25 protein-coding genes are annotated in these 17,146 nt (G+C 61.8%); 7 read left to right on the top strand and 18 right to left on the bottom strand.

Annotated features, from left to right (window positions below; genetic code table 11):
* The first annotated feature begins 54 nt into the window (after window positions 1-54).
* Entirely contained in the window at window positions 55-945 is an 891-nt protein-coding gene (gene asd / locus AC097L_RS02220; protein WP_479584478.1) for an archaetidylserine decarboxylase, read from the top strand.
* On the opposite strand, the gene AC097L_RS02215 is transcribed toward asd (AC097L_RS02220), so the two are convergent.
* The 4 genes from AC097L_RS02215 to AC097L_RS02200 form a co-directional block, all read right to left on the bottom strand.
* Entirely contained in the window at window positions 917-2,152 is a 1,236-nt protein-coding gene (locus AC097L_RS02215) for a glycosyltransferase family 4 protein (RefSeq protein ID WP_479584477.1), read from the bottom strand. The genes asd (AC097L_RS02220) and AC097L_RS02215 overlap by 29 nt on opposite strands.
* Window positions 2,153-2,227: 75 nt before the next feature.
* The gene (gene lplT / locus AC097L_RS02210) at window positions 2,228-3,457 is read right to left on the bottom strand and encodes a lysophospholipid transporter LplT (RefSeq protein WP_479584476.1); all 1,230 of its coding nucleotides are present in this window, start codon (window positions 3,455-3,457) and stop codon (window positions 2,228-2,230) included.
* Window positions 3,458-3,680: 223 nt separating this feature from the next.
* Window positions 3,681-4,079, bottom strand: coding sequence for an energy transducer TonB family protein (locus tag AC097L_RS02205; RefSeq protein WP_479584475.1), 399 nt, complete (start codon window positions 4,077-4,079; stop codon window positions 3,681-3,683).
* Between the two features lie 43 nt (window positions 4,080-4,122).
* Window positions 4,123-5,097, bottom strand: coding sequence for a fumarylacetoacetate hydrolase family protein (locus AC097L_RS02200; protein ID WP_479584474.1), 975 nt, complete (start codon window positions 5,095-5,097; stop codon window positions 4,123-4,125).
* Window positions 5,098-5,141: 44 nt separating this feature from the next.
* Here AC097L_RS02200 and AC097L_RS02195 point away from each other — a divergent pair, with 44 nt between their 5' ends.
* From AC097L_RS02195 to purU, 5 genes are all read left to right on the top strand, one after another.
* Window positions 5,142-6,206: a DUF3108 domain-containing protein gene (locus AC097L_RS02195; RefSeq protein ID WP_479584473.1), complete on the top strand. Its 1,065-nt coding sequence runs from the start codon at window positions 5,142-5,144 to the stop codon at window positions 6,204-6,206.
* Between the two features lie 61 nt (window positions 6,207-6,267).
* Window positions 6,268-6,561, top strand: a complete 294-nt coding sequence (locus tag AC097L_RS02190; RefSeq protein WP_479584472.1) for a BTH_I0359 family protein — start codon at window positions 6,268-6,270, stop codon at window positions 6,559-6,561.
* Window positions 6,562-6,563: 2 nt separating this feature from the next.
* A complete protein-coding gene (locus AC097L_RS02185; protein WP_479584471.1) occupies window positions 6,564-7,349 on the top strand; it encodes a DUF3108 domain-containing protein in 786 nt (261 codons plus the stop codon).
* 13 nt (window positions 7,350-7,362) lie between these two features.
* Window positions 7,363-8,175: a ChaN family lipoprotein gene (locus tag AC097L_RS02180; protein WP_479584470.1), complete on the top strand. Its 813-nt coding sequence runs from the start codon at window positions 7,363-7,365 to the stop codon at window positions 8,173-8,175.
* A gap of 48 nt (window positions 8,176-8,223) precedes the next feature.
* The gene (gene purU, locus AC097L_RS02175; protein WP_479584469.1) at window positions 8,224-9,072 is read left to right on the top strand and encodes a formyltetrahydrofolate deformylase; all 849 of its coding nucleotides are present in this window, start codon (window positions 8,224-8,226) and stop codon (window positions 9,070-9,072) included.
* Here purU and asd (AC097L_RS02170) read toward each other — a convergent pair.
* Window positions 9,065-9,907, bottom strand: coding sequence for an archaetidylserine decarboxylase (asd, locus tag AC097L_RS02170; RefSeq protein WP_479584468.1), 843 nt, complete (start codon window positions 9,905-9,907; stop codon window positions 9,065-9,067). The two genes, purU and asd (AC097L_RS02170), sit on opposite strands and share 8 nt — an antisense overlap.
* 69 nt (window positions 9,908-9,976) lie before the next feature.
* Here asd (AC097L_RS02170) and AC097L_RS02165 point away from each other — a divergent pair, with 69 nt between their 5' ends.
* A complete protein-coding gene (locus AC097L_RS02165; RefSeq protein WP_479584467.1) occupies window positions 9,977-10,849 on the top strand; it encodes a LysR substrate-binding domain-containing protein in 873 nt (290 codons plus the stop codon).
* A gap of 84 nt (window positions 10,850-10,933) precedes the next feature.
* On the opposite strand, the gene AC097L_RS02160 is transcribed toward AC097L_RS02165, so the two are convergent.
* The 13 genes from AC097L_RS02160 to AC097L_RS02100 form a co-directional block, all read right to left on the bottom strand.
* A complete protein-coding gene (locus AC097L_RS02160; RefSeq protein ID WP_479584466.1) occupies window positions 10,934-11,443 on the bottom strand; it encodes a redoxin family protein in 510 nt (169 codons plus the stop codon).
* A 111-nt stretch (window positions 11,444-11,554) separates the two neighbouring features.
* The gene (gene rpsQ, locus AC097L_RS02155; RefSeq protein ID WP_295952998.1) at window positions 11,555-11,824 is read right to left on the bottom strand and encodes a 30S ribosomal protein S17; all 270 of its coding nucleotides are present in this window, start codon (window positions 11,822-11,824) and stop codon (window positions 11,555-11,557) included.
* 11 nt (window positions 11,825-11,835) lie between these two features.
* Complete coding sequence (gene rpmC / locus AC097L_RS02150) at window positions 11,836-12,045, bottom strand: 50S ribosomal protein L29 (protein ID WP_479584465.1); 210 nt, start codon at window positions 12,043-12,045, stop codon at window positions 11,836-11,838.
* 13 nt (window positions 12,046-12,058) lie between these two features.
* Window positions 12,059-12,475, bottom strand: a complete 417-nt coding sequence (gene rplP, locus AC097L_RS02145; protein ID WP_029708121.1) for a 50S ribosomal protein L16 — start codon at window positions 12,473-12,475, stop codon at window positions 12,059-12,061.
* Window positions 12,476-12,477: 2 nt separating this feature from the next.
* Window positions 12,478-13,392: a 30S ribosomal protein S3 gene (rpsC, locus tag AC097L_RS02140; protein WP_479584464.1), complete on the bottom strand. Its 915-nt coding sequence runs from the start codon at window positions 13,390-13,392 to the stop codon at window positions 12,478-12,480.
* Between the two features lie 13 nt (window positions 13,393-13,405).
* Window positions 13,406-13,735, bottom strand: coding sequence for a 50S ribosomal protein L22 (gene rplV, locus AC097L_RS02135; protein WP_295952990.1), 330 nt, complete (start codon window positions 13,733-13,735; stop codon window positions 13,406-13,408).
* Window positions 13,736-13,745: 10 nt separating this feature from the next.
* Window positions 13,746-14,024 carry a 30S ribosomal protein S19 gene (gene rpsS, locus AC097L_RS02130; RefSeq protein WP_295952987.1) on the bottom strand — a complete coding sequence of 93 codons (279 nt, stop codon included), beginning with the start codon at window positions 14,022-14,024 and terminating at the stop codon, window positions 13,746-13,748.
* 11 nt (window positions 14,025-14,035) lie between these two features.
* A complete protein-coding gene (gene rplB, locus AC097L_RS02125) occupies window positions 14,036-14,860 on the bottom strand; it encodes a 50S ribosomal protein L2 (RefSeq protein ID WP_295952982.1) in 825 nt (274 codons plus the stop codon).
* 2 nt (window positions 14,861-14,862) lie between these two features.
* On the bottom strand, window positions 14,863-15,192 hold the full coding sequence (gene rplW / locus AC097L_RS02120; RefSeq protein WP_295952978.1) for a 50S ribosomal protein L23: 330 nt from the start codon (window positions 15,190-15,192) through the stop codon (window positions 14,863-14,865).
* The gene (rplD, locus tag AC097L_RS02115) at window positions 15,189-15,809 is read right to left on the bottom strand and encodes a 50S ribosomal protein L4 (protein ID WP_315209517.1); all 621 of its coding nucleotides are present in this window, start codon (window positions 15,807-15,809) and stop codon (window positions 15,189-15,191) included. Before rplD ends, rplW begins: the two co-directional genes overlap by 4 nt.
* Window positions 15,809-16,483, bottom strand: a complete 675-nt coding sequence (gene rplC, locus AC097L_RS02110) for a 50S ribosomal protein L3 (RefSeq protein ID WP_315246657.1) — start codon at window positions 16,481-16,483, stop codon at window positions 15,809-15,811. Before rplC ends, rplD begins: the two co-directional genes overlap by 1 nt.
* A 213-nt stretch (window positions 16,484-16,696) precedes the next feature.
* Window positions 16,697-17,011, bottom strand: a complete 315-nt coding sequence (gene rpsJ, locus AC097L_RS02105; protein WP_019575636.1) for a 30S ribosomal protein S10 — start codon at window positions 17,009-17,011, stop codon at window positions 16,697-16,699.
* 18 nt (window positions 17,012-17,029) lie between these two features.
* Window positions 17,030-17,146: EF-Tu C-terminal domain-related protein (locus tag AC097L_RS02100; protein ID WP_479584941.1), on the bottom strand; the 117-nt coding region annotated here is incomplete at its 5' end.

Below are 17,146 nucleotides of genomic sequence, written 5' to 3'. Positions count from 1 at the left end.
CTGAGGGCTGAAAGCCCTCAGCCAAGCCCTGAAAAAGTCTTCGAGAGATTCACCATGCAGATTCGCCAGCAGATACAGCAACTACTGAAGCAGGAAGACCTGAACTTTTTGCTCACCAACCGCCTGCCGCGCCGTTGGCTCACGCAGGCCATGGGCTGGTTCAGCCAGATCGAGCAACCGTTGGTCCGTGACGCGTCGATTGCGGTGTGGAAGTTCTTCTCGGACCTGGACCTGTCCGAGGCCAAGAAAACCCGGTTCAAAAGCATGCACGACTGCTTTACCCGCGAACTGAAAGGCGGCCTGCGCCCGATCGCGTTGGACCCTGCCGTGCTGAGCAGCCCCAGCGACGGCATCGTCGGTGCCTTTGGTCCGATCGAAAACGGCCAGGTGTTCCAGGCCAAAGGCTTTCCGTACACGCTGCACGAGCTGCTGGGCGACGAGGCACGCAGCGGCGAATGGCGCGATGGCTACTTCGTCACCCTGCGGCTGACTTCCAGCATGTACCACCGCTTCCACGCACCGCAGGACTGCACGGTGGAGAAGGTGACCTACTTCTCGGGCGACACCTGGAACGTGAACCCGATCGCTTTGAAGCGGGTGGAAAAGCTGTTTTGCAAGAACGAGCGCGCCTTTTTGAAGACCCGCATCACCGGCGACGGCCCGGCGTGCGGCCAAACGGTGGCGCTGGTGCCGGTGGCGGCCATTCTGGTGGCCAGTATCCGCCTGCATTTTTTGGATGTGCTGCTGCACCTGAAGTACCCAGGCCCGAACACCCTGCCCTGCAACGCCTGCTTTACCAAGGGCCAGGAGATGGGCTGGTTTCAGCATGGATCGACCATCATCGTGCTGGCGCCCGAGGGCTTTGCGCTGTGCGAGGGCTTGCGCGATGGCGCGACGGTCCGCATGGGCCAGGCGCTTATGCGCTGGACGCGACCGACGGCTTAGCAGGCGCAAACTGCACGGCAGGCGGGCTGCTGAAATGCCCGCCGTTGCAGTGCACCACGGTGCGCAAGGTACCGACAAAGCTGTCCACTACCGCGGCCCAGCCCAGGTGGGCCACGCTGGCGGCGGCGTTCTGGCGCAGCGCATGCAGGCCCGCCGCATCGCTGGCCAGCACCGCAGCGGCCTGCACAAACTGTGCCTCGTCGCCCAGCGGCACCAGCACCCCATTAACGCCGGGCTGCACCAGCGTGGCCGCCGCTGCATGCGCGTACGACACCACCGCCAAGCCGCTGGCTAGCGCCTCGGGCACCACATTGCCATAGGTCTCGGTCGTGCTCGGAAAAATAAATACGTCGCCAGAGGCGTAGTGGCTGGCCAGGTCTTCACCGGTGCGCAGGCCGGCAAAAATGGCCTGCGGGCAGCTGTCTTGCAGGCTCTTGCGCAGCGGGCCGTCGCCCACCAGCACCAGCTTGGCTGTGGGCACGCGGGCCTGGATGGCGGCAAACGCCTGCAGCACCACACCCAGGTTTTTTTCTTTGGCCAGGCGGCCGACGTGCAGCACGACTGGATCGGTTTCGCCAACACCCCAGCTGGCGCGCAGTGCTTTGGAACGGCGTGACGGGCTGAACTGGGCGATCTCCACGCCTCGCGACAGCACCGACACATTGCGGTAGCCGCGCGCCTGGAGCGTCTGCACCAGCGCCGGGGTGGGCACCAGCGTCGCCATGGTGCGGTTGTGCATCTTGCGCAGATAGGCGTCGATGGGCGACTTCAGCAGGCCCAGGCCATAGTGGCCCGAATAGTTGTCGAAATTGGTGTGGAACGAGCTGGTCACCGGCAGCTGCAGCTTGCGCGCCGCCGTGACGGCCGACCAGCCCAGCGGGCCTTCGGTGGCCACGTGCACCACGTCTGGTCGCAGGTGTTGCCACAGTTTGAGCAGGCGGTTTTTCGACGGCATGCCAAAGCGGAAATTGCCGTAGCTGGGAATCGCCACACCCGCAGACAGCACTTCGCTCAGGCCCTCACGGGCGCTGCTGCCATCCACCCCCGGCTGGCGCGGGCGCACCATCTGCACGCAGTGGCCGCGCTGCAGCAGGCCCTCGACCAGGCGGCCCAGCGTCATGGCCACGCCGTTGACCTCGGGCGGAAACGTCTCGGTCACCAGCGCAATCCGCAGACTGCCCGGTTGTGCAGCGAATGATTCGACCATGATCTCTTCAGCGTTGTTCACATTGCCAAGGCTAAACGGTGGTCATTTCAGAATGATGGCACCGGCATGTCAATTTCAAGACAGTGGCTGCAGGCTGCGGCGGCGGTGCAGCAGCGTGATCACGGCCATCGCCACCGTTACCAAACCACCGAAACACCACAGCAAATGGTGCAATCCAATCTGCAGCGCGGTGGATGCCGCGTACAGCGACAGCATCAGCAAAATGCCCGCGTTCTCATTGAAGCCCTGCACCGCGATTGAGCGCCCGGCCGTCAGCAGTGCGTGGCCACGGTGCTGCAGCAGCGCATTCATGGGCACCACAAAAAACCCGGCCATCGCGCCGACCATCACCAGCAGACCCGCGGCCCAGCCCAGGGTGTGCACGCTGGCCATGCACGGCACCAGCAAGCCCATGGCGATGCCCAGTGGCAACAGCCGGGTGGCACCGGCCAGGCTGACCGTCTGGCTGGCCCAGGTAGCGCCCACCACCACGCCCACCGCCGTCACGCCCTGCAAATACGCCGCCTGGCTCAGCGCCAGCCCCAGCGACTCTTCGGCCCAGCGCAACACCACCAACTGCAGCGTCGCACCTATGCCCCATAGCAAGGTGGTGACCGCCATTGACACACCACCCAAACGGTCGCGCCACAGGATGCGGTTCTCTACGAAGAAGCGCTGCACCATGTGCCCGGCGTGGCGCGAGTGGCGCGGGTAACGCACGCCGCTGTCGGCAATGCCCACATTCAGCACCGTCGCCACGGCGTACAGCAGCAGCAAACCCAACATACCGGCCGACAGCGAAGTGGTGGGGCCCACCAGCGCCACCAGCGCTTCGGGCAGCACCACACCACGCAGCAGCGGGCTCGCCAGCGCACCGCCCAGCACGGTGCCCAGAATCACCGCGCAGACGGTGCTGCCCTCGATGTAGCCATTGGCCCGTACCAGCTGGTGGGCCGGCAGCAGCTCGGTGACCAGGCCGTATTTGGCCGGGGCATACACTGCCGCACCCAAACCGGCTACGGCCAGCACCAGCAGCGGATCGGCACCGCCCAGCAGCAGGCAGGCGGCCACAAACTTGAGCAGATTTGCCGCCACCATCACCCGGCCCTTGGGCCAGGCATCGGCCAGCGGGCCGACAAACGGTGCCAGCAACACGTAACACAGCGTGAAACTGAGTTTGAGCAGTGGGATGGTCCAGTCGGCTGCGGCCAGTTCCAGCAGACGGGCAATGGCGACGATCAGCAGCGCGTTGTCGGCTAGCGCCGACACAAACTGCACCGCAATAACCCGGTAGAAAGCAGACATGGTGGAGCCAGGCAGAAAGCCGCCGCGCCACACGGGCGCGGGCGGTCAGCAGCCACGATTGCAGCAAAGCCGTGTGAAGCCTGTGTGACCCCTGTATGACCCCTGTGTGCCCCTGTCTGGGGTGGGCCAGTCCAAATTTATAAAGAAAAGGCCTCTAGCGCAGATAGTACTTACGCCATTAGCTACACAAATAATAGCAAACGTCCGGGTTGGCGTGGCGGGCTTACCGGGGCCGGTCGTAGAACTTGAAGACCATGGGCGCCACTACGGTGACGGGCAGCGCCACGCCGTTTTCAGAGTACGGCACAAAGCGCAAGGCCCGCACCGACACCAGCGCAGCCTCGTCCAGCAAAGGGTTTTCGCTGGATTTGTCCACGCGGGCGCGCTGCACGGTGCCGTCGGTGGCCACATGTACTTGCAGCACCACGGTGCTGTTGCGCGATCGGTCGCGCACCAGATCCACGGCAGGCAAGGGGATCTTGGCCACCCAGGGGCTGGTGGTGACCATGTCCTCGATATTGACCTGCTGCTCGGGCCACGGAGCTTCCGGCGGAGCCGAGGCACAGCCGACCAGTACCCCCGCAACGGCGGCCCACAATCCACGCACGACATAACTTTTCATAAGTACCTCAAAAAATAGGAATTGACCGGAGGGTGAACCACATTCACCGGGGGGCAAGCTCTTGGTCGATGGCGCCAAACAGGCTCAGACCATCTTTGCCCTTCATCTCGATGCGCACGGTGTCGCCAAACTGCAGGTAGCCGGTGCTGGGCTGGCCGCTGAGCTGGGTTTCCATGGCGCGTTTTTCGGCAATGCTGTGGTAGCCCTTGGGCCACTGGGCCTTGCCTTTGTTTCCCGTGCCCGCATTCGCCACCGGGCCGGAGCCGACAACGCTGCCCGCCCGCACCGCCCGCGTGGCGCACAGGTGGGCGATGAGCTGGCCAAAGTGGAACTGCATCTCGGGCCCGGCATCGCACATGCCGACCTTGCGGCCATTCCAGCTGGTGTGCAGCGGCAGGTGGACGCGGCCTTTGTCCCAGGATTCGCCGAGTTCGTCCAGCGTCACCGCCACCGGGCTGAACGCCAGACTGGGCGCACTCTGCACCCAGCCCGCGCCTTTGGCGTGTTCGACGGCCTCCAGGCTGCGCAGGCGCACGCTGTTGGTCAGCACCAGCAGGCGCACGCCGTCCAGCGCCTGCGGTGGGCTTACGCCTTGCGGCACGTCGGCGGTGATGGCGGCCAGACCCGCACCAAAGTCGATGCCCAGCGCCTCGGACGTGCAGCGCAGCAGGTCGCAGGCACCGGCGAAGTGGTCGCCGCTGCCGGGTGCCAGCACTGGGCTGACCCCAGCCTCGCGCGGCTGCAGCAGGCTGGGGTAGGCCTGGCCTTCCACTGCTTGATACGCCCGCGGCAGCGGGGCCAGGCACTGGCGCGGGTCGAAGGCAAAAGTATGGCGGGCACGGCCTTGGTTCAGTGCGTCCGACAAATCTTGCAGCTGCGGGCTGAGGAAGCCCCAGTCGTCCAGCACCTGCTGCAGGCGGCTGGCCACCCCGGTCGCATAATGGGCGCTGGCCAGATCACGCGACACCACCACGAGCTGGCCGTCGCGGGAACCGTCTTGGTAAGTGGCCAGTTTCATAGAGAGGTCAGCCGGGTGGGGATAGTCAAGCGTTGCATAGCCCAATGAGTTTAACGAAGCCCTCCCTGGCCCTGCTGGCCATTGCCATCGCCGTGCTACTGGCCCATTTGGCGCTACTGCAGCGCCTGCCCGCACTGCTGCAGGTGCAGGTGCAGGCCCCTACAGTGGTACGCACGCTGACCACCCGCACTATCGCTACGCCGCCTCCGGTGGAAGCCGCGCCTGCCGCGCCCCGTCCCGTGCCCCCCAAGCCGGTACGCAAAGCCGTGCCTTTACCGCCGCAGGACGATGCGCCCACCACCACCGTCGCTACCGCAGAACCCGTGGAACCCGCGCCGGTAGCACCGGTGCTGCCGCCGCCCGAGCCGCCCGCGTCTGCGCCCGTGCCGGTGGAAGCGCCGCCGCCCGAACCGCCTGCGTCCACCGCATCGGCACCCACCCCTGCCGTGCCGCTGACCCACGCCACCTTGTTCGCCTTCCCCGACCCGGTACGCCTGCTGTATGCGCTGACCGGTGAAGCCAAAAAGCTGCACTACAGCGCGCGCGGCGAATTGCTGTGGAAGCAAGACGGCCAGAGCTACGAAGCCACGCTGCAGGCCAGCATGCTGTTTTTGGGTTCGCGCACCCGCACCAGCACCGGCAACATCACACCCGAAGGCCTGGCCCCGCAGCGCTTCTCGGACAAGTGGCGCACCGAGGTGGCGGCGCACTTTGACCAGGCAAACCGCCGCGCCAGCTTCAGCGCCAACACGCCCGACGTGGTGTTGCAAACCGCCGCGCAAGACCAGCTCAGCGTGGTCCTGCAAATCGCAGGCATTCTGGCCGCTGAACCCGCCAAATACCCACCGACAGCCACCATCGCCATCCAGACCATCGGCCCCCGGGATGCGGATGTGTGGATCTTTACTGTGGAGGGACCGGAGAAAATTTACGTTCCCAACGGCGGCATCGACACGCTCAAGCTGACCCGCAACCCGCGCAAGGAATTCGACCAAAAAGTCGAAATCTGGCTGGCCCCCGCCATGGCTTACCTGCCCGTGCGGCTAAAAATCACGAACGCCAATGGGGATTACATCGACCAGCAACTGCGCGGCGTGGAAAAGCCCTAAGCTTGAAACCAGCCCATGTGCCACCAACTGGGCTGTAGCTACTGAAACAAGGACCTCCACTATGAACACGCTTTACGACTCCGAATCCTTTGTGGTGGTCCACATGCAGCCCATCGCCGCCCTGGAAGCCCTGCTACCGGTGGTAGACACGCCGCGGCCCCCTACATTGGAGCGCCACGGCTTTGAGATCGTCGACAAGCGCTCGGGCAAAGAGGTCTATCTGGACGGCTCCTGGGCCGAACTGTTTCAGCGCCACATCGCCGCCTGGCAACTCAACACGCCCACCCAGGAAGAAGTAGAAGACACCCTGGAGCAGTACGCCGGGCTGGCGCAAAACCCCGTCGTGGTCCACTGAACATGCAGAGGCACCTGCTAGCCTGTGTCGCGCTAGGTGCTACTTTGTGGCTGGGCCCCGCCCACGCCTTTGCCGCCAATCCAACTGCGGCGGTGGCAACGGCGATGCCGGTCCTGAGCCAGGCCAGCGCGTTCACCTTCCCCGAGCCGGTGCGGCTGCTTTACGCGCTGGACGGCGAGGTGAAAAAATTCAGCTACCAGGCCCAGGGCGAGTTGATCTGGAAGCACGACGGCCACCACTACGAGGCCCGGCTGCAAGTCGGCGTACCGCTACTGGGCGAGCGCACACGCACCAGCACCGGCAGCATCACCCCCGTGGGCCTGGCACCGCTGCGCTTTGTAGACACCTGGCGCAAAGAGGTGGCGGCCGATTTTGACCAGGCCAACCACCGCGCAAGCTTTAGCGATAACAACCCGGAGGTGGCCCTGGAAACCGCCGCCCAGGACCAGCTGAGTGTGATTTTGCAAATTGCGGGCATGCTGGCCGCCACCCCGTCCCACTACCCGCCCGGCTCCACGCTGGCGCTGCAAACCATTGGCCTGCACGGGGCCGAGGTGTGGGTGTTCACGGTCGATGGGGCTGAAAAAGTCCGCCTGCCAAACGACAGCTTGGGGGATAGGGGCACCCTGGACAGCCTGCGGCTGACCCGGACCCCGCGCCTGGCATCGGGCCAAAAGGTCGAACTGTGGCTGGCGCCCAGCATGGGTTACCTGCCGGTGCGGCTCAAAATCACCCAGGCCAGCGGCGACTTCATCGACCAGCGGCTGCGCGGCGTAGCAACACCGTAACCGGCGCTACGCCATGCGACGCGCCATTGCCCGTATCGCCGCTATCGCCTGCGCCGCGGCCTGGCTGGTCGGCTGCGCCAGCGTCCCCACCGAGTCCGCCCACCGCACGCTGGCGCTGCTACCCGCCGATGCCATCCTGCTGGGCGAACAGCACGACGCGCCCGACCACCAGCGCATCCACTTAGAGGCCGTGCAAGCCCTGGCCGCACAAGGCCAACTTGCCGCCCTGGTGCTGGAGATGGCCGAGCAGGGCCACAGCACCGCGACCCTGCCCCGTGGTGCCAACGCCGCCGAAGTACAGGCCGCACTGGCCTGGAACGATGCAGGCTGGCCCTGGGCGGCCTACGGCCCGGCCGTGATGGCCGCCGTGCAGGCCGGCGTGCCGGTACTGGGTGCCAACCTGCCACGCGCCCAGATGCACGCGGCCATGGCCAACACCCGGCTCGATGCAGAACTGCCCGGCCCGGCGCTGAAGGCCCAGCAGCAGGCCATCCGCCTGGGCCATTGCGGTCTGCTGCCCGAGAGCCAGATCAGCCCCATGACCCGCATCCAGATCGCCCGCGACCAGGCCATGGCGCGGACCCTGCAGGCGGCCGCCGTGCCCGGCAAGACGGTGCTGCTGCTGGCCGGGGCCGGCCATGTGGACAGCAGCCTGGGCATTCCGCAATATTTGCCCGAAAACTTCAAGCCAAAAACGGTTCTGCTGCAGACAGAATCTGCGCAAGAAGCTCCTAAAAGCATAGTAAATTTTGATAGCATTTGGGTCACACCCAACATCCCGGCCACCGACTACTGCGCCGATCTGCAAAACAAGATGCCGGGCTGACACGCGGCCCCCGGCCCCGGCGCCAACCTGCGCGACAATCCAGCCCCAATGACACACGCCCACATCCTTACCCTGTCCTGCCCCGACCGTCCGGGCATCGTGCACGCCGTGTCCGGCTTTTTGCTGGAGCGCGGCTGCAATATCGAAGAAGCTGGCCAGTACAACGACCCCGACACGGGCTTGTTCTTCATGCGCGTGCAGTTTGCCAGCGCGGCCCACAGCACGGCTGAATTGCGCAGCCAGCTGACCCCTTTCGCCGAGGGCTTTGCCATGCGCTGGAGCCTGCACGACACGGCCGAGCCGGTACGCACCGTGCTGATGGTCAGCAAAGAAGGCCACTGCCTGAACGACCTGCTGTTCCGCTGGAAAAGCGGCCTGCTGCCGCTGGACATCCGCGCCATCGTCAGCAACCACCGCGACTTCTACCAGCTGGCGGCCAGCTACAACGTGCCCTTCCACCACATTGCGGTGACGGCCGCCACCAAGGCCCAGGCCGAAAGCCGCATTTTTGAAGTGATCGAAAGTGAAGGCGCCGAGCTGGTGGTGCTGGCGCGCTACATGCAGATTTTGAGCGACGACCTGTGCCGCAAGCTGGCCGGACGGGCCATCAACATCCACCACAGCTTTCTGCCCAGTTTCAAGGGCGCCAAGCCCTACTACCAAGCGCACGACCGCGGCGTGAAACTGATCGGGGCCACCGCCCACTATGTGACGGCCGACCTGGACGAAGGCCCAATCATCGAGCAAGACGTGGCCCGCGTGGACCACAGCCGCACGGTAGAGCACTTCACCGCCCAGGGCCGCGACACCGAAAGCCAGGTGCTGGCCCGCGCCGTCAAGTGGCACAGCGAGCACCGCGTGCTCATCAACGGCCACAAGACAGTTATTTTCAAATAGCGTTGGCCATCACCTCGCCCAGGCGCACGCTGCCCGCGGGTGCCCAGGCGGGGTTGAACGTGAGCGGCCCCTTGGGGAACAGCATCACCACGGTGGAGCCCAGCAGGAAGCGGCCCATTTCGTCGCCCTGCTTCAATTCCACCTTCTGTTCGGCGTAGCGCCATTCGCGCACCGGGCCGCGCGGCGGGTTGATCACGCCCTGCCAAACCGTCGCCATGCTGCCGACGATGGCAGCACCCACCAGCACCAGCACAAACGGCCCACTGGCAGAGTCAAACACACACACCACCCGCTCGTTGCGCGCGAACAGCCCCGGCACACCCTGGGCCGTGACTGGATTGACCGAGAACAAATCTCCCGGCACATACACCATGCGTGTCAGGCGCCCATCGCAGGGCATATGGATGCGGTGGTAGTCCTTGGGGCTGAGATAAATGTTGGCAAAGTGGCCGTTCTCGAACAGCGCGCCCAGCGCCGCATCGCCGCCCACCAGCGCCGTGGTCGAAAAGGTATGGCCTTTGGCTTGGAAGATCTGGTCGCGCTCGATACGGCCAAACTGGCTGATCGCACCGTCCACCGGGCACACCAGATCGGCAGAGGCCAGCGGGCGCGCACCAGGCTTCAAAGCGCGGGTAAAGAAGTCATTGAAGCTGGCATAGCTGGTGATGTTAGGGTTTGCTGCTTCCGCCATGTTGACACCGTACTTGCCGATGAACCAGCGGATGATGCCCGTGGTGATGCCACCGGCGCGCGCCGTGGCGACGTGCCAGCCAAAGGCGGTGATGGCGTGTTTGGGCAGCAGGTACTGCAGCCACACTTTGAAACGGTCGGACACGCGCAATCCCCTAGGCAAAAAGGCGCCATTGTAGTCAGCGAGGGCCACCACAAGGGGGACAATCCGGGCATGAGCGTTACACGTATACCCCCAATCCAGTGCCTGTTGACCTTCGAGGCGCTGGCCCGGTTGCGCAGCGTGACGCAGGCGGCCGAGGAGCTGTGCGTCACGCCCAGCGCGGTCAGCCACCGGGTCAAGCAGCTGGAGCAGATTCTCGGCACCAAGCTGTTTGGCCGCGCCGACTTCTCGCTCACCACCGAAGGCAGCGAGTATCTGGCCCATGTGCGCGAAGGCCTGGCGATTCTGGAGCGCTTTCCCAGCGCCCAGTCGGCCCCCGGCAAGCGCAAGCTGCGGCTGGCTGTGACGCCCACCTTCGCCCGCGCCATCCTGATCCCGCGCCTGCGCCAGTTCACCGAGGCCTACCCCGAGATCGACCTAACGCTGCAGGTGTCGATTCCGCTGCTGGACGTGGTGGCCGAAGATGCCGATCTGATGGTGCGCTTTGGCACCGGCCGCTATGCCGATGTAGAGCATGTCTGCCTGACCCGAGACGAGGTCACGCCCCTGGCCTCGCCCGCCTTTGTGCGCGAGCACGGGCCGTTCGAGACCGTGGCCGACCTGGAAGGCGCACGCCTGTTGCGCAGCCCGCTGGAGCCCTGGCGCACCTGGTTTGCCGCCCACCAGCAAGACTGGCCGGAGCCGGTCGAGGGTTCGCAGTTCAACGACATTGGATTGATGTGCGATGCCGCTGCCGCCGGCATGGGCATCGGCCTGGTGCGGTTGCGCCTGGGGGCCGGGTGGCTGGAAAACGGCTCGCTGGTGCGCCTGTTTACGCGCAACGTGCCCAGCCCGCATGCGCACTATCTGTGCTGGCATACCGGTGCCATGGACCGCTGGGAATGCGCGGCATTTGCCGACTGGCTCAAGAAAGCCATGGCCTGAACGCCACAGTCAAAATTTAAACAAAAAGAGCCGCTAACGCAGATAGCACCTGCACAAGAAGCTCTCATTTAAATAGCAGGAAGCTTAAGCAGCCTTGGCTTGAGCCAAGAGGGTTTCCGCGTCGCTGACTTCCAGCTTCCCGCCCTCTTCCAGGTTCAGGGTCTGCACCACACCGTTTTTCACCAGCATCGAATAGCGGTGGCTGCGCACACCCAGGCCCTTGGCAGTCAGGTCAAGCACCAGTCCCGTGGCGTTGGTGAAGGCAGCGCTGCCGTCACCCAGCATGCGCACCTTGCCAGCGGTCTTCTGGTCACGGCCCCAGGCACCCATGACGAAAGCGTCGTTCACGCTGACACACCAGATTTCGTCCACGCCTGCGGCCTTAAAGGCTTCAAAGTGCTGGATATAGCCGGGCACGTGCCGGGCCGAGCAGGTAGGTGTGAACGCGCCGGGCAGGGCGAACAGGGCAATCGTCTTGCCTGCAGTGGCCTTGCTGACATCGACCGGATTCGGGCCAATACTGCAGCCTTCGCCTTCAATTTCAATGAATTCCATCAGGGTGGCGGATGGCAGGGTGTCGCCGACTTTGATCATGGTGTGCTCCTTCAAGGTGAGAAATAAAAATGGGCCCGTTAGAACATGTTCTTAGAGCCCAAAAACAAAAACGGCCCACATTGTGAGCCGCTTTTTAACTAGTTTGCAGGTTTAAACCGCAATAGCCTTTTGCACCAGACGGGTCGCAACCCAGTTCTTGGTTTTGGAGATCGGACGGCTTTCCGTGATCTCGATGGTGTCGCCCAGCTTGTACTCGCCCTTTTCGTCATGGGCGTGGTACTTGCTCGACTTGCCAACGATCTTGCCGTAAAGCTCGTGCTTCACACGGCGCTCGATCAGCACGGTCACAGTCTTCGTACGTTTGTCGCTGACCACCTTGCCAACCAAGGTGCGCTTGAGGGATGTTTTAGCTTCCGTCATGTTGTTGCTCCTTACTTAGCAGATTTGTCAGCCGATTGCTTCTCGACAAGAATGGTCTTGGCGCGGGCAATGTCACGGCGCGCAGTGCGCAGCGTAGCTGTGTTGTTGAGTTGTTGCGTGGCTTTTTGCATACGCAGACCGAAATGGGCGCGTTGCAGCGCTTTCACTTCAGTTTGCAGGCCGGCAACGTCTTTGGTACGTAATTCAGTAGTTTTCGTCATCTCAATCTCCTGATCACTGACCAATCATGCGGGCCACGAAGGTGGTACGCAAAGGCAGTTTGGCAGCTGCCAAACGGAACGCTTCACGGGCCAACTCTTCGGGAACACCGACGATTTCAAACACGATCTTGCCGGGCTGGATTTCAGCCACGTAATACTCGGGGTTACCCTTGCCGTTACCCATCCGCACTTCAGCAGGCTTTTGGGAGATTGGCTTGTCGGGGAACACACGGATCCAGATACGACCACCACGTTTGACGTGGCGGGAAATCGCACGGCGTGCGGCTTCAATCTGGCGGGCCGTCAGACGGCCACGGTCCGTGCACTTCAGACCGAAATCACCAAACGCAACCGAGCTACCCCGGGTTGCGATGCCAGTGTTACGGCCTTTTTGCTCTTTGCGGTACTTGCGACGCGCGGGTTGCAACATGTTTATTCTCCTTTACCGTCAGCTGCACCAGGTGCAGCAGGCGCGACTACTTTACGGACGCGCTGAACGGTAGATTTCGGTGCCAAATTGGAAGCATTGGCACCTGTGGCTTCAACAGGTTTGTCGCTACCGTCTGCAGGAGCCGCATTGGCACCTACAGGACGGCGGGGACCACGAGCTGGAGGACGGTCATTGCCACCAGGACGGCCGCCGCGGTCATCGCGACGGGGTCCACGGGGACGACGCTCTTCATCATTGCGCGGCTCTTGCACAGCAGGCAGATCATTACGACCCAAGGTATCACCCTTGTAGACCCAAACCTTCACGCCAATAATGCCGTAAGTGGTTTTGGCTTCCGAGGTACCGTAGTCGATGTCCGCACGCAAGGTGTGCAGTGGCACGCGACCTTCGCGGTACCACTCGCAACGTGCGATTTCAATGCCATTAAGACGGCCAGACGACATGATCTTGATGCCCAGGGCACCCAGACGCATGGCGTTTTGCATGGCGCGCTTCATCGCACGGCGGAACATGATGCGCTTTTCGAGCTGCTGGGTGATGCTGTCGGCAATCAGCTTGGCATCGATTTCAGGCTTGCGCACTTCTTCGATGTTGACTGCGACGGGCACGCCCAATTGCTTGGCCAGGTCACGCTTAAGGTTCTCGATGTCTTCGCCTTTTTTGCCGATCACGACGCCCGGACGAGCCGAGAAAATCGTGATACGGGCGTTCTTGGCAGGACGCTCGATCAAGATGCGCGAAACCGAAGCGTTCTTCAGTTTGGCTTTCAGGTACTCGCGTACCTTGATGTCTTCGGCCAGCATGCCGGCGAAGTCGTTGTTGCTTGCGTACCAACGGCTGGACCAGTTACGGCTGACCGACAAACGAAAGCCGGTAGGGTGGATTTTTTGTCCCATATCTTCCGACCTTTTAGTTACCGACCGTCACGTACACATGGCACGTGGGCTTGCTGATACTGTTACCACGGCCCTTTGCACGGGCTGTGAAACGCTTGAGAGTGGCACCTTGTTCGACGAAGATGGTTTTAACCTTCAACTCGTCGATGTCGGCACCGTCATTGTGCTCAGCGTTGGCGATAGCCGATTCCAGAACTTTCTTGATGATCACAGCAGCTTTTTTCTGCGTGAATTCAAGAACGTTCAGGGCTTGGTCTACCTTTTTGCCGCGGATCAAATCTGCGACCAGACGGCCTTTGTCTACTGACAAACGCACGCCGCGAAGGACTGCACGTGTTTCCATGGTCTATTCCTTATTTCCGCACGACTTTTTTGTCGGCAGGGTGACCCTTGAAAGTACGGGTGAGCGCGAACTCTCCCAACTTATGGCCCACCATTTGGTCGGTAATATAGACAGGGACGTGCTGTTTGCCGTTGTGCACAGCAATGGTCAGGCCGATGAAATCGGGCAAGATCATGGAACGACGCGACCAGGTCTTAATTGGCTTTTTGTCTTTGATGGCGACAGCTTTTTCAGCCTTGGCCAGCAAATGGTGGTCTACGAAGGGACCTTTTTTAAGTGAGCGAGTCATCTAGCTACCCCTTACTTCTTGCGACGCGACACCACCATCACTTGGGTGCGCTTGTTGTTACGGGTACGGTAACCCTTGGTCAGATTGCCCCAAGGATCGACTGGATGACGGCCTTCGCCGGTCTTACCTTCACCACCGCCGTGTGGGTGATCGACAGGATTCATCACCACACCGCGAACGGTTGGGCGGATACCCTTCCAGCGCTTCGCACCGGCCTTGCCTAAACGGCGCAGGCTGTGTTCTTCGTTGGCGACTTCACCAATGGTGGCGCGGCATTCGATGTGGATCTTGCGAACTTCACCGGAGCGCATACGCACCTGGGCGTAGATGCCTTCACGAGCCAGCAGCGTTGCCGAGGTACCAGCCGAACGGGCGATCTGTGCACCAGCACCGGGCTTGAGCTCGATGCAGTGGATGGTCGAACCCACAGGGATGTTACGGATGGGCAAGGTGTTACCTGCGCGGATCGGTGCTTCTGCACCGCTCATCAGGCTTGCACCGGCTTCCAGGCCACGGGGAGCAATGATGTAACGACGTTCGCCGTCGGCATAGCACACCAGAGCGATGTGGGCCGTACGGTTTGGATCGTATTCAATACGCTCGACCTTTGCAGGGATGCCGTCCTTGTTGCGAACAAAGTCCACAACGCGGTAATGGTGCTTATGACCACCGCCACGGTGGCGGATGGTGATATGGCCATTGTTGTTACGGCCCGCTTTTTGGAACTGGGGTTCCAGCAGCGCCGCGTGAGGAGCACCCTTGTACAGGTGGTCACGCGAGATCTTCACCATGCCGCGTTGGCCTGGTGAAGTGGGTTTCATTTTAATGACAGCCATGATTACGCGGCCTCCCCGGTCAGGTTCAGCTCTTGACCAGGCTTCAGCGTCACATAGGCCTTGCGAATGTTATCGCGGCGACCGATGGATTTGCCAAAACGCTTGGTTTTGCCTTTGGTGTTGACCACAGAAACGCCCTTGACTTCCACCTTGAACATCAGCTGCACTGCAGCCATGATCTCGTGCTTGGTCGCGTCCTGGAGTACCTTGAACGTCACTGCGTTGGACTTCTCAGCCACCATGGTTGCCTTTTCAGACACGATGGGAGCGATCAGCACTTGCATCAGACGGCCTTCGTCAAATTGACGCTTCGTCGAGTTCATGCGGCTCATGCGAACATCTCCTGGAGTTTGTCCATGGCAGCCTTGGTCACCAAAACCTTCTTGTAGTGGACCAGCGACACCGGATCGGCGTAACGGGGCTCAACCACGAGAATGTTGACCAGATTGCGGGAAGCCAAATACAGGTTTTCATCGATTTCGTCCGCGATGACCAGCACCGACGCCAGATTCATGGCCTTGAACTTTGCCGCCAGGGGCTTGGTCTTGGGCGAATCGACGGTCAGCGAGTCAACGACGGCCAGACGACCTTCACGGGCCAGCTGCGACAGGATCGCAGCCATACCAGCTCGGTACATCTTCTTGTTGATTTTTTGCGTGAAGTTTTCGTCAGGCATATTCGGGAAAATACGACCGCCGCCGCGCCACAGGGGCGAGGAGGTCATACCGGCGCGCGCGCGGCCAGTTCCCTTTTGCTTGAATGGCTTCTTGGTCGAGTGGCGAACCTGCTCACGGTCTTTTTGGGCACGGGTGCCTTGACGCGCGTTGGCTTGGAAAGCGACTACAACCTGGTGCACCAGATCTTCGTTGTAAGCACGACCGAATACAGCTTCAGACGCATCAAACTTGGATGCGGCCTGGCCTTGGTCATTCAGGAGTTCGAGCTGCATTAGTTCGCTCCTTGCGTTACTTTGGCCTTGATGGCGTGGCGCACCGTCACAAAACCGCCCTTGGAACCAGGAACTGCGCCCCGGATCAAAAGCAGTTGACGGGCTTCGTCAATGCGGATCACGTCGAGATTTTGGGTGGTGACTGTGTCCACACCCAAATGACCCGTCATGCGCTTACCAGGAAACACGCGACCTGGATCCTGGGCCATACCGATGGAGCCAGGAACATTGTGCGAGCGGCTGTTACCGTGCGAAGCACGCTGCGAGCTCATGTGGTGGCGCTTGATGGTGCCGGCAAAGCCTTTACCAATCGTGGTGCCTTGCACGTCGACTTTTTGACCCACGGCAAACACTGCACCAGCGGCGACAACAGAACCCGGCTTGTACTGGGCTGCTGCATCGGACGTGACGCGGAATTCCTGGATGATTTCACCGGCTTCAACGCCTGCTTTCGCAAGGTGACCGGCCGCCGGCTTGGTCACACGCGAAGCTTTGCGTGCGCCGAATGTGACCTGCAGGGCCACATAACCGTCGTTCTCTTGGGTTTTGATCTGGGTGACACGGTTGTTAGACACGTCTACCACCGTCACAGGAACTGCGTCCCCGTCATCGGTGAATAGGCGCATCATGCCTACCTTGCGGCCCAGCAACCCTAGGGAGTTGCTTTGACTCATTGTTTTCTCCGTAACTTCCACCCGTGTAACTGCAATTGGCTACACGGTTTTTGCGTGAAAGACTGTTAATAAAACTGCGCTGAAACTCTTGCGAATTTCAGCGCAGCCTTGGAGTATAGCCCGCACTTGCATTTTCGGCAAGTGCGGGCTATTTCCTTGGGGGTGGTGTGGCTCCCGCTTGCGCGAAAACCACACCAATTGCCTTATCGCTGTTTATTGCAGCTTGATTTCAACGTCCACGCCTGCGGGCAGATCGAGCTTCATCAACGCGTCAACAGTTTTGTCTGTCGGGTCAACGATGTCCATCAGACGCTGGTGCGTACGGATTTCGAACTGGTCGCGGCTGGTCTTGTTGACGTGCGGCGAGCGCAGGATGTCGAAACGCTTCATGCGGGTTGGCAAAGGCACGGGGCCCTTGACAATCGCGCCAGTGCGCTTGGCGGTGTCCACAATTTCAGCGGCCGATTGGTCGATCAGTTTGTAGTCAAACGCCTTCAGGCGGATGCGGATTTTTTGCTTGGTAGACATGGTGGTTCCTAAGTCGTTTTAAGCAATGATCTTGGCAACCACACCAGCGCCGACGGTCTTGCCGCCTTCGCGGATAGCGAAGCGCAGGCCTTCTTCCATGGCGATGGGGTTGATCAGCTTGACGGTGATCGACAC

The organism is Rhodoferax sp. RT5P35 (assembly GCF_056521385.1).
Note: the sequence above shows the minus strand (reverse complement) of the source record. Positions and strands in the feature narration are given on the sequence as shown.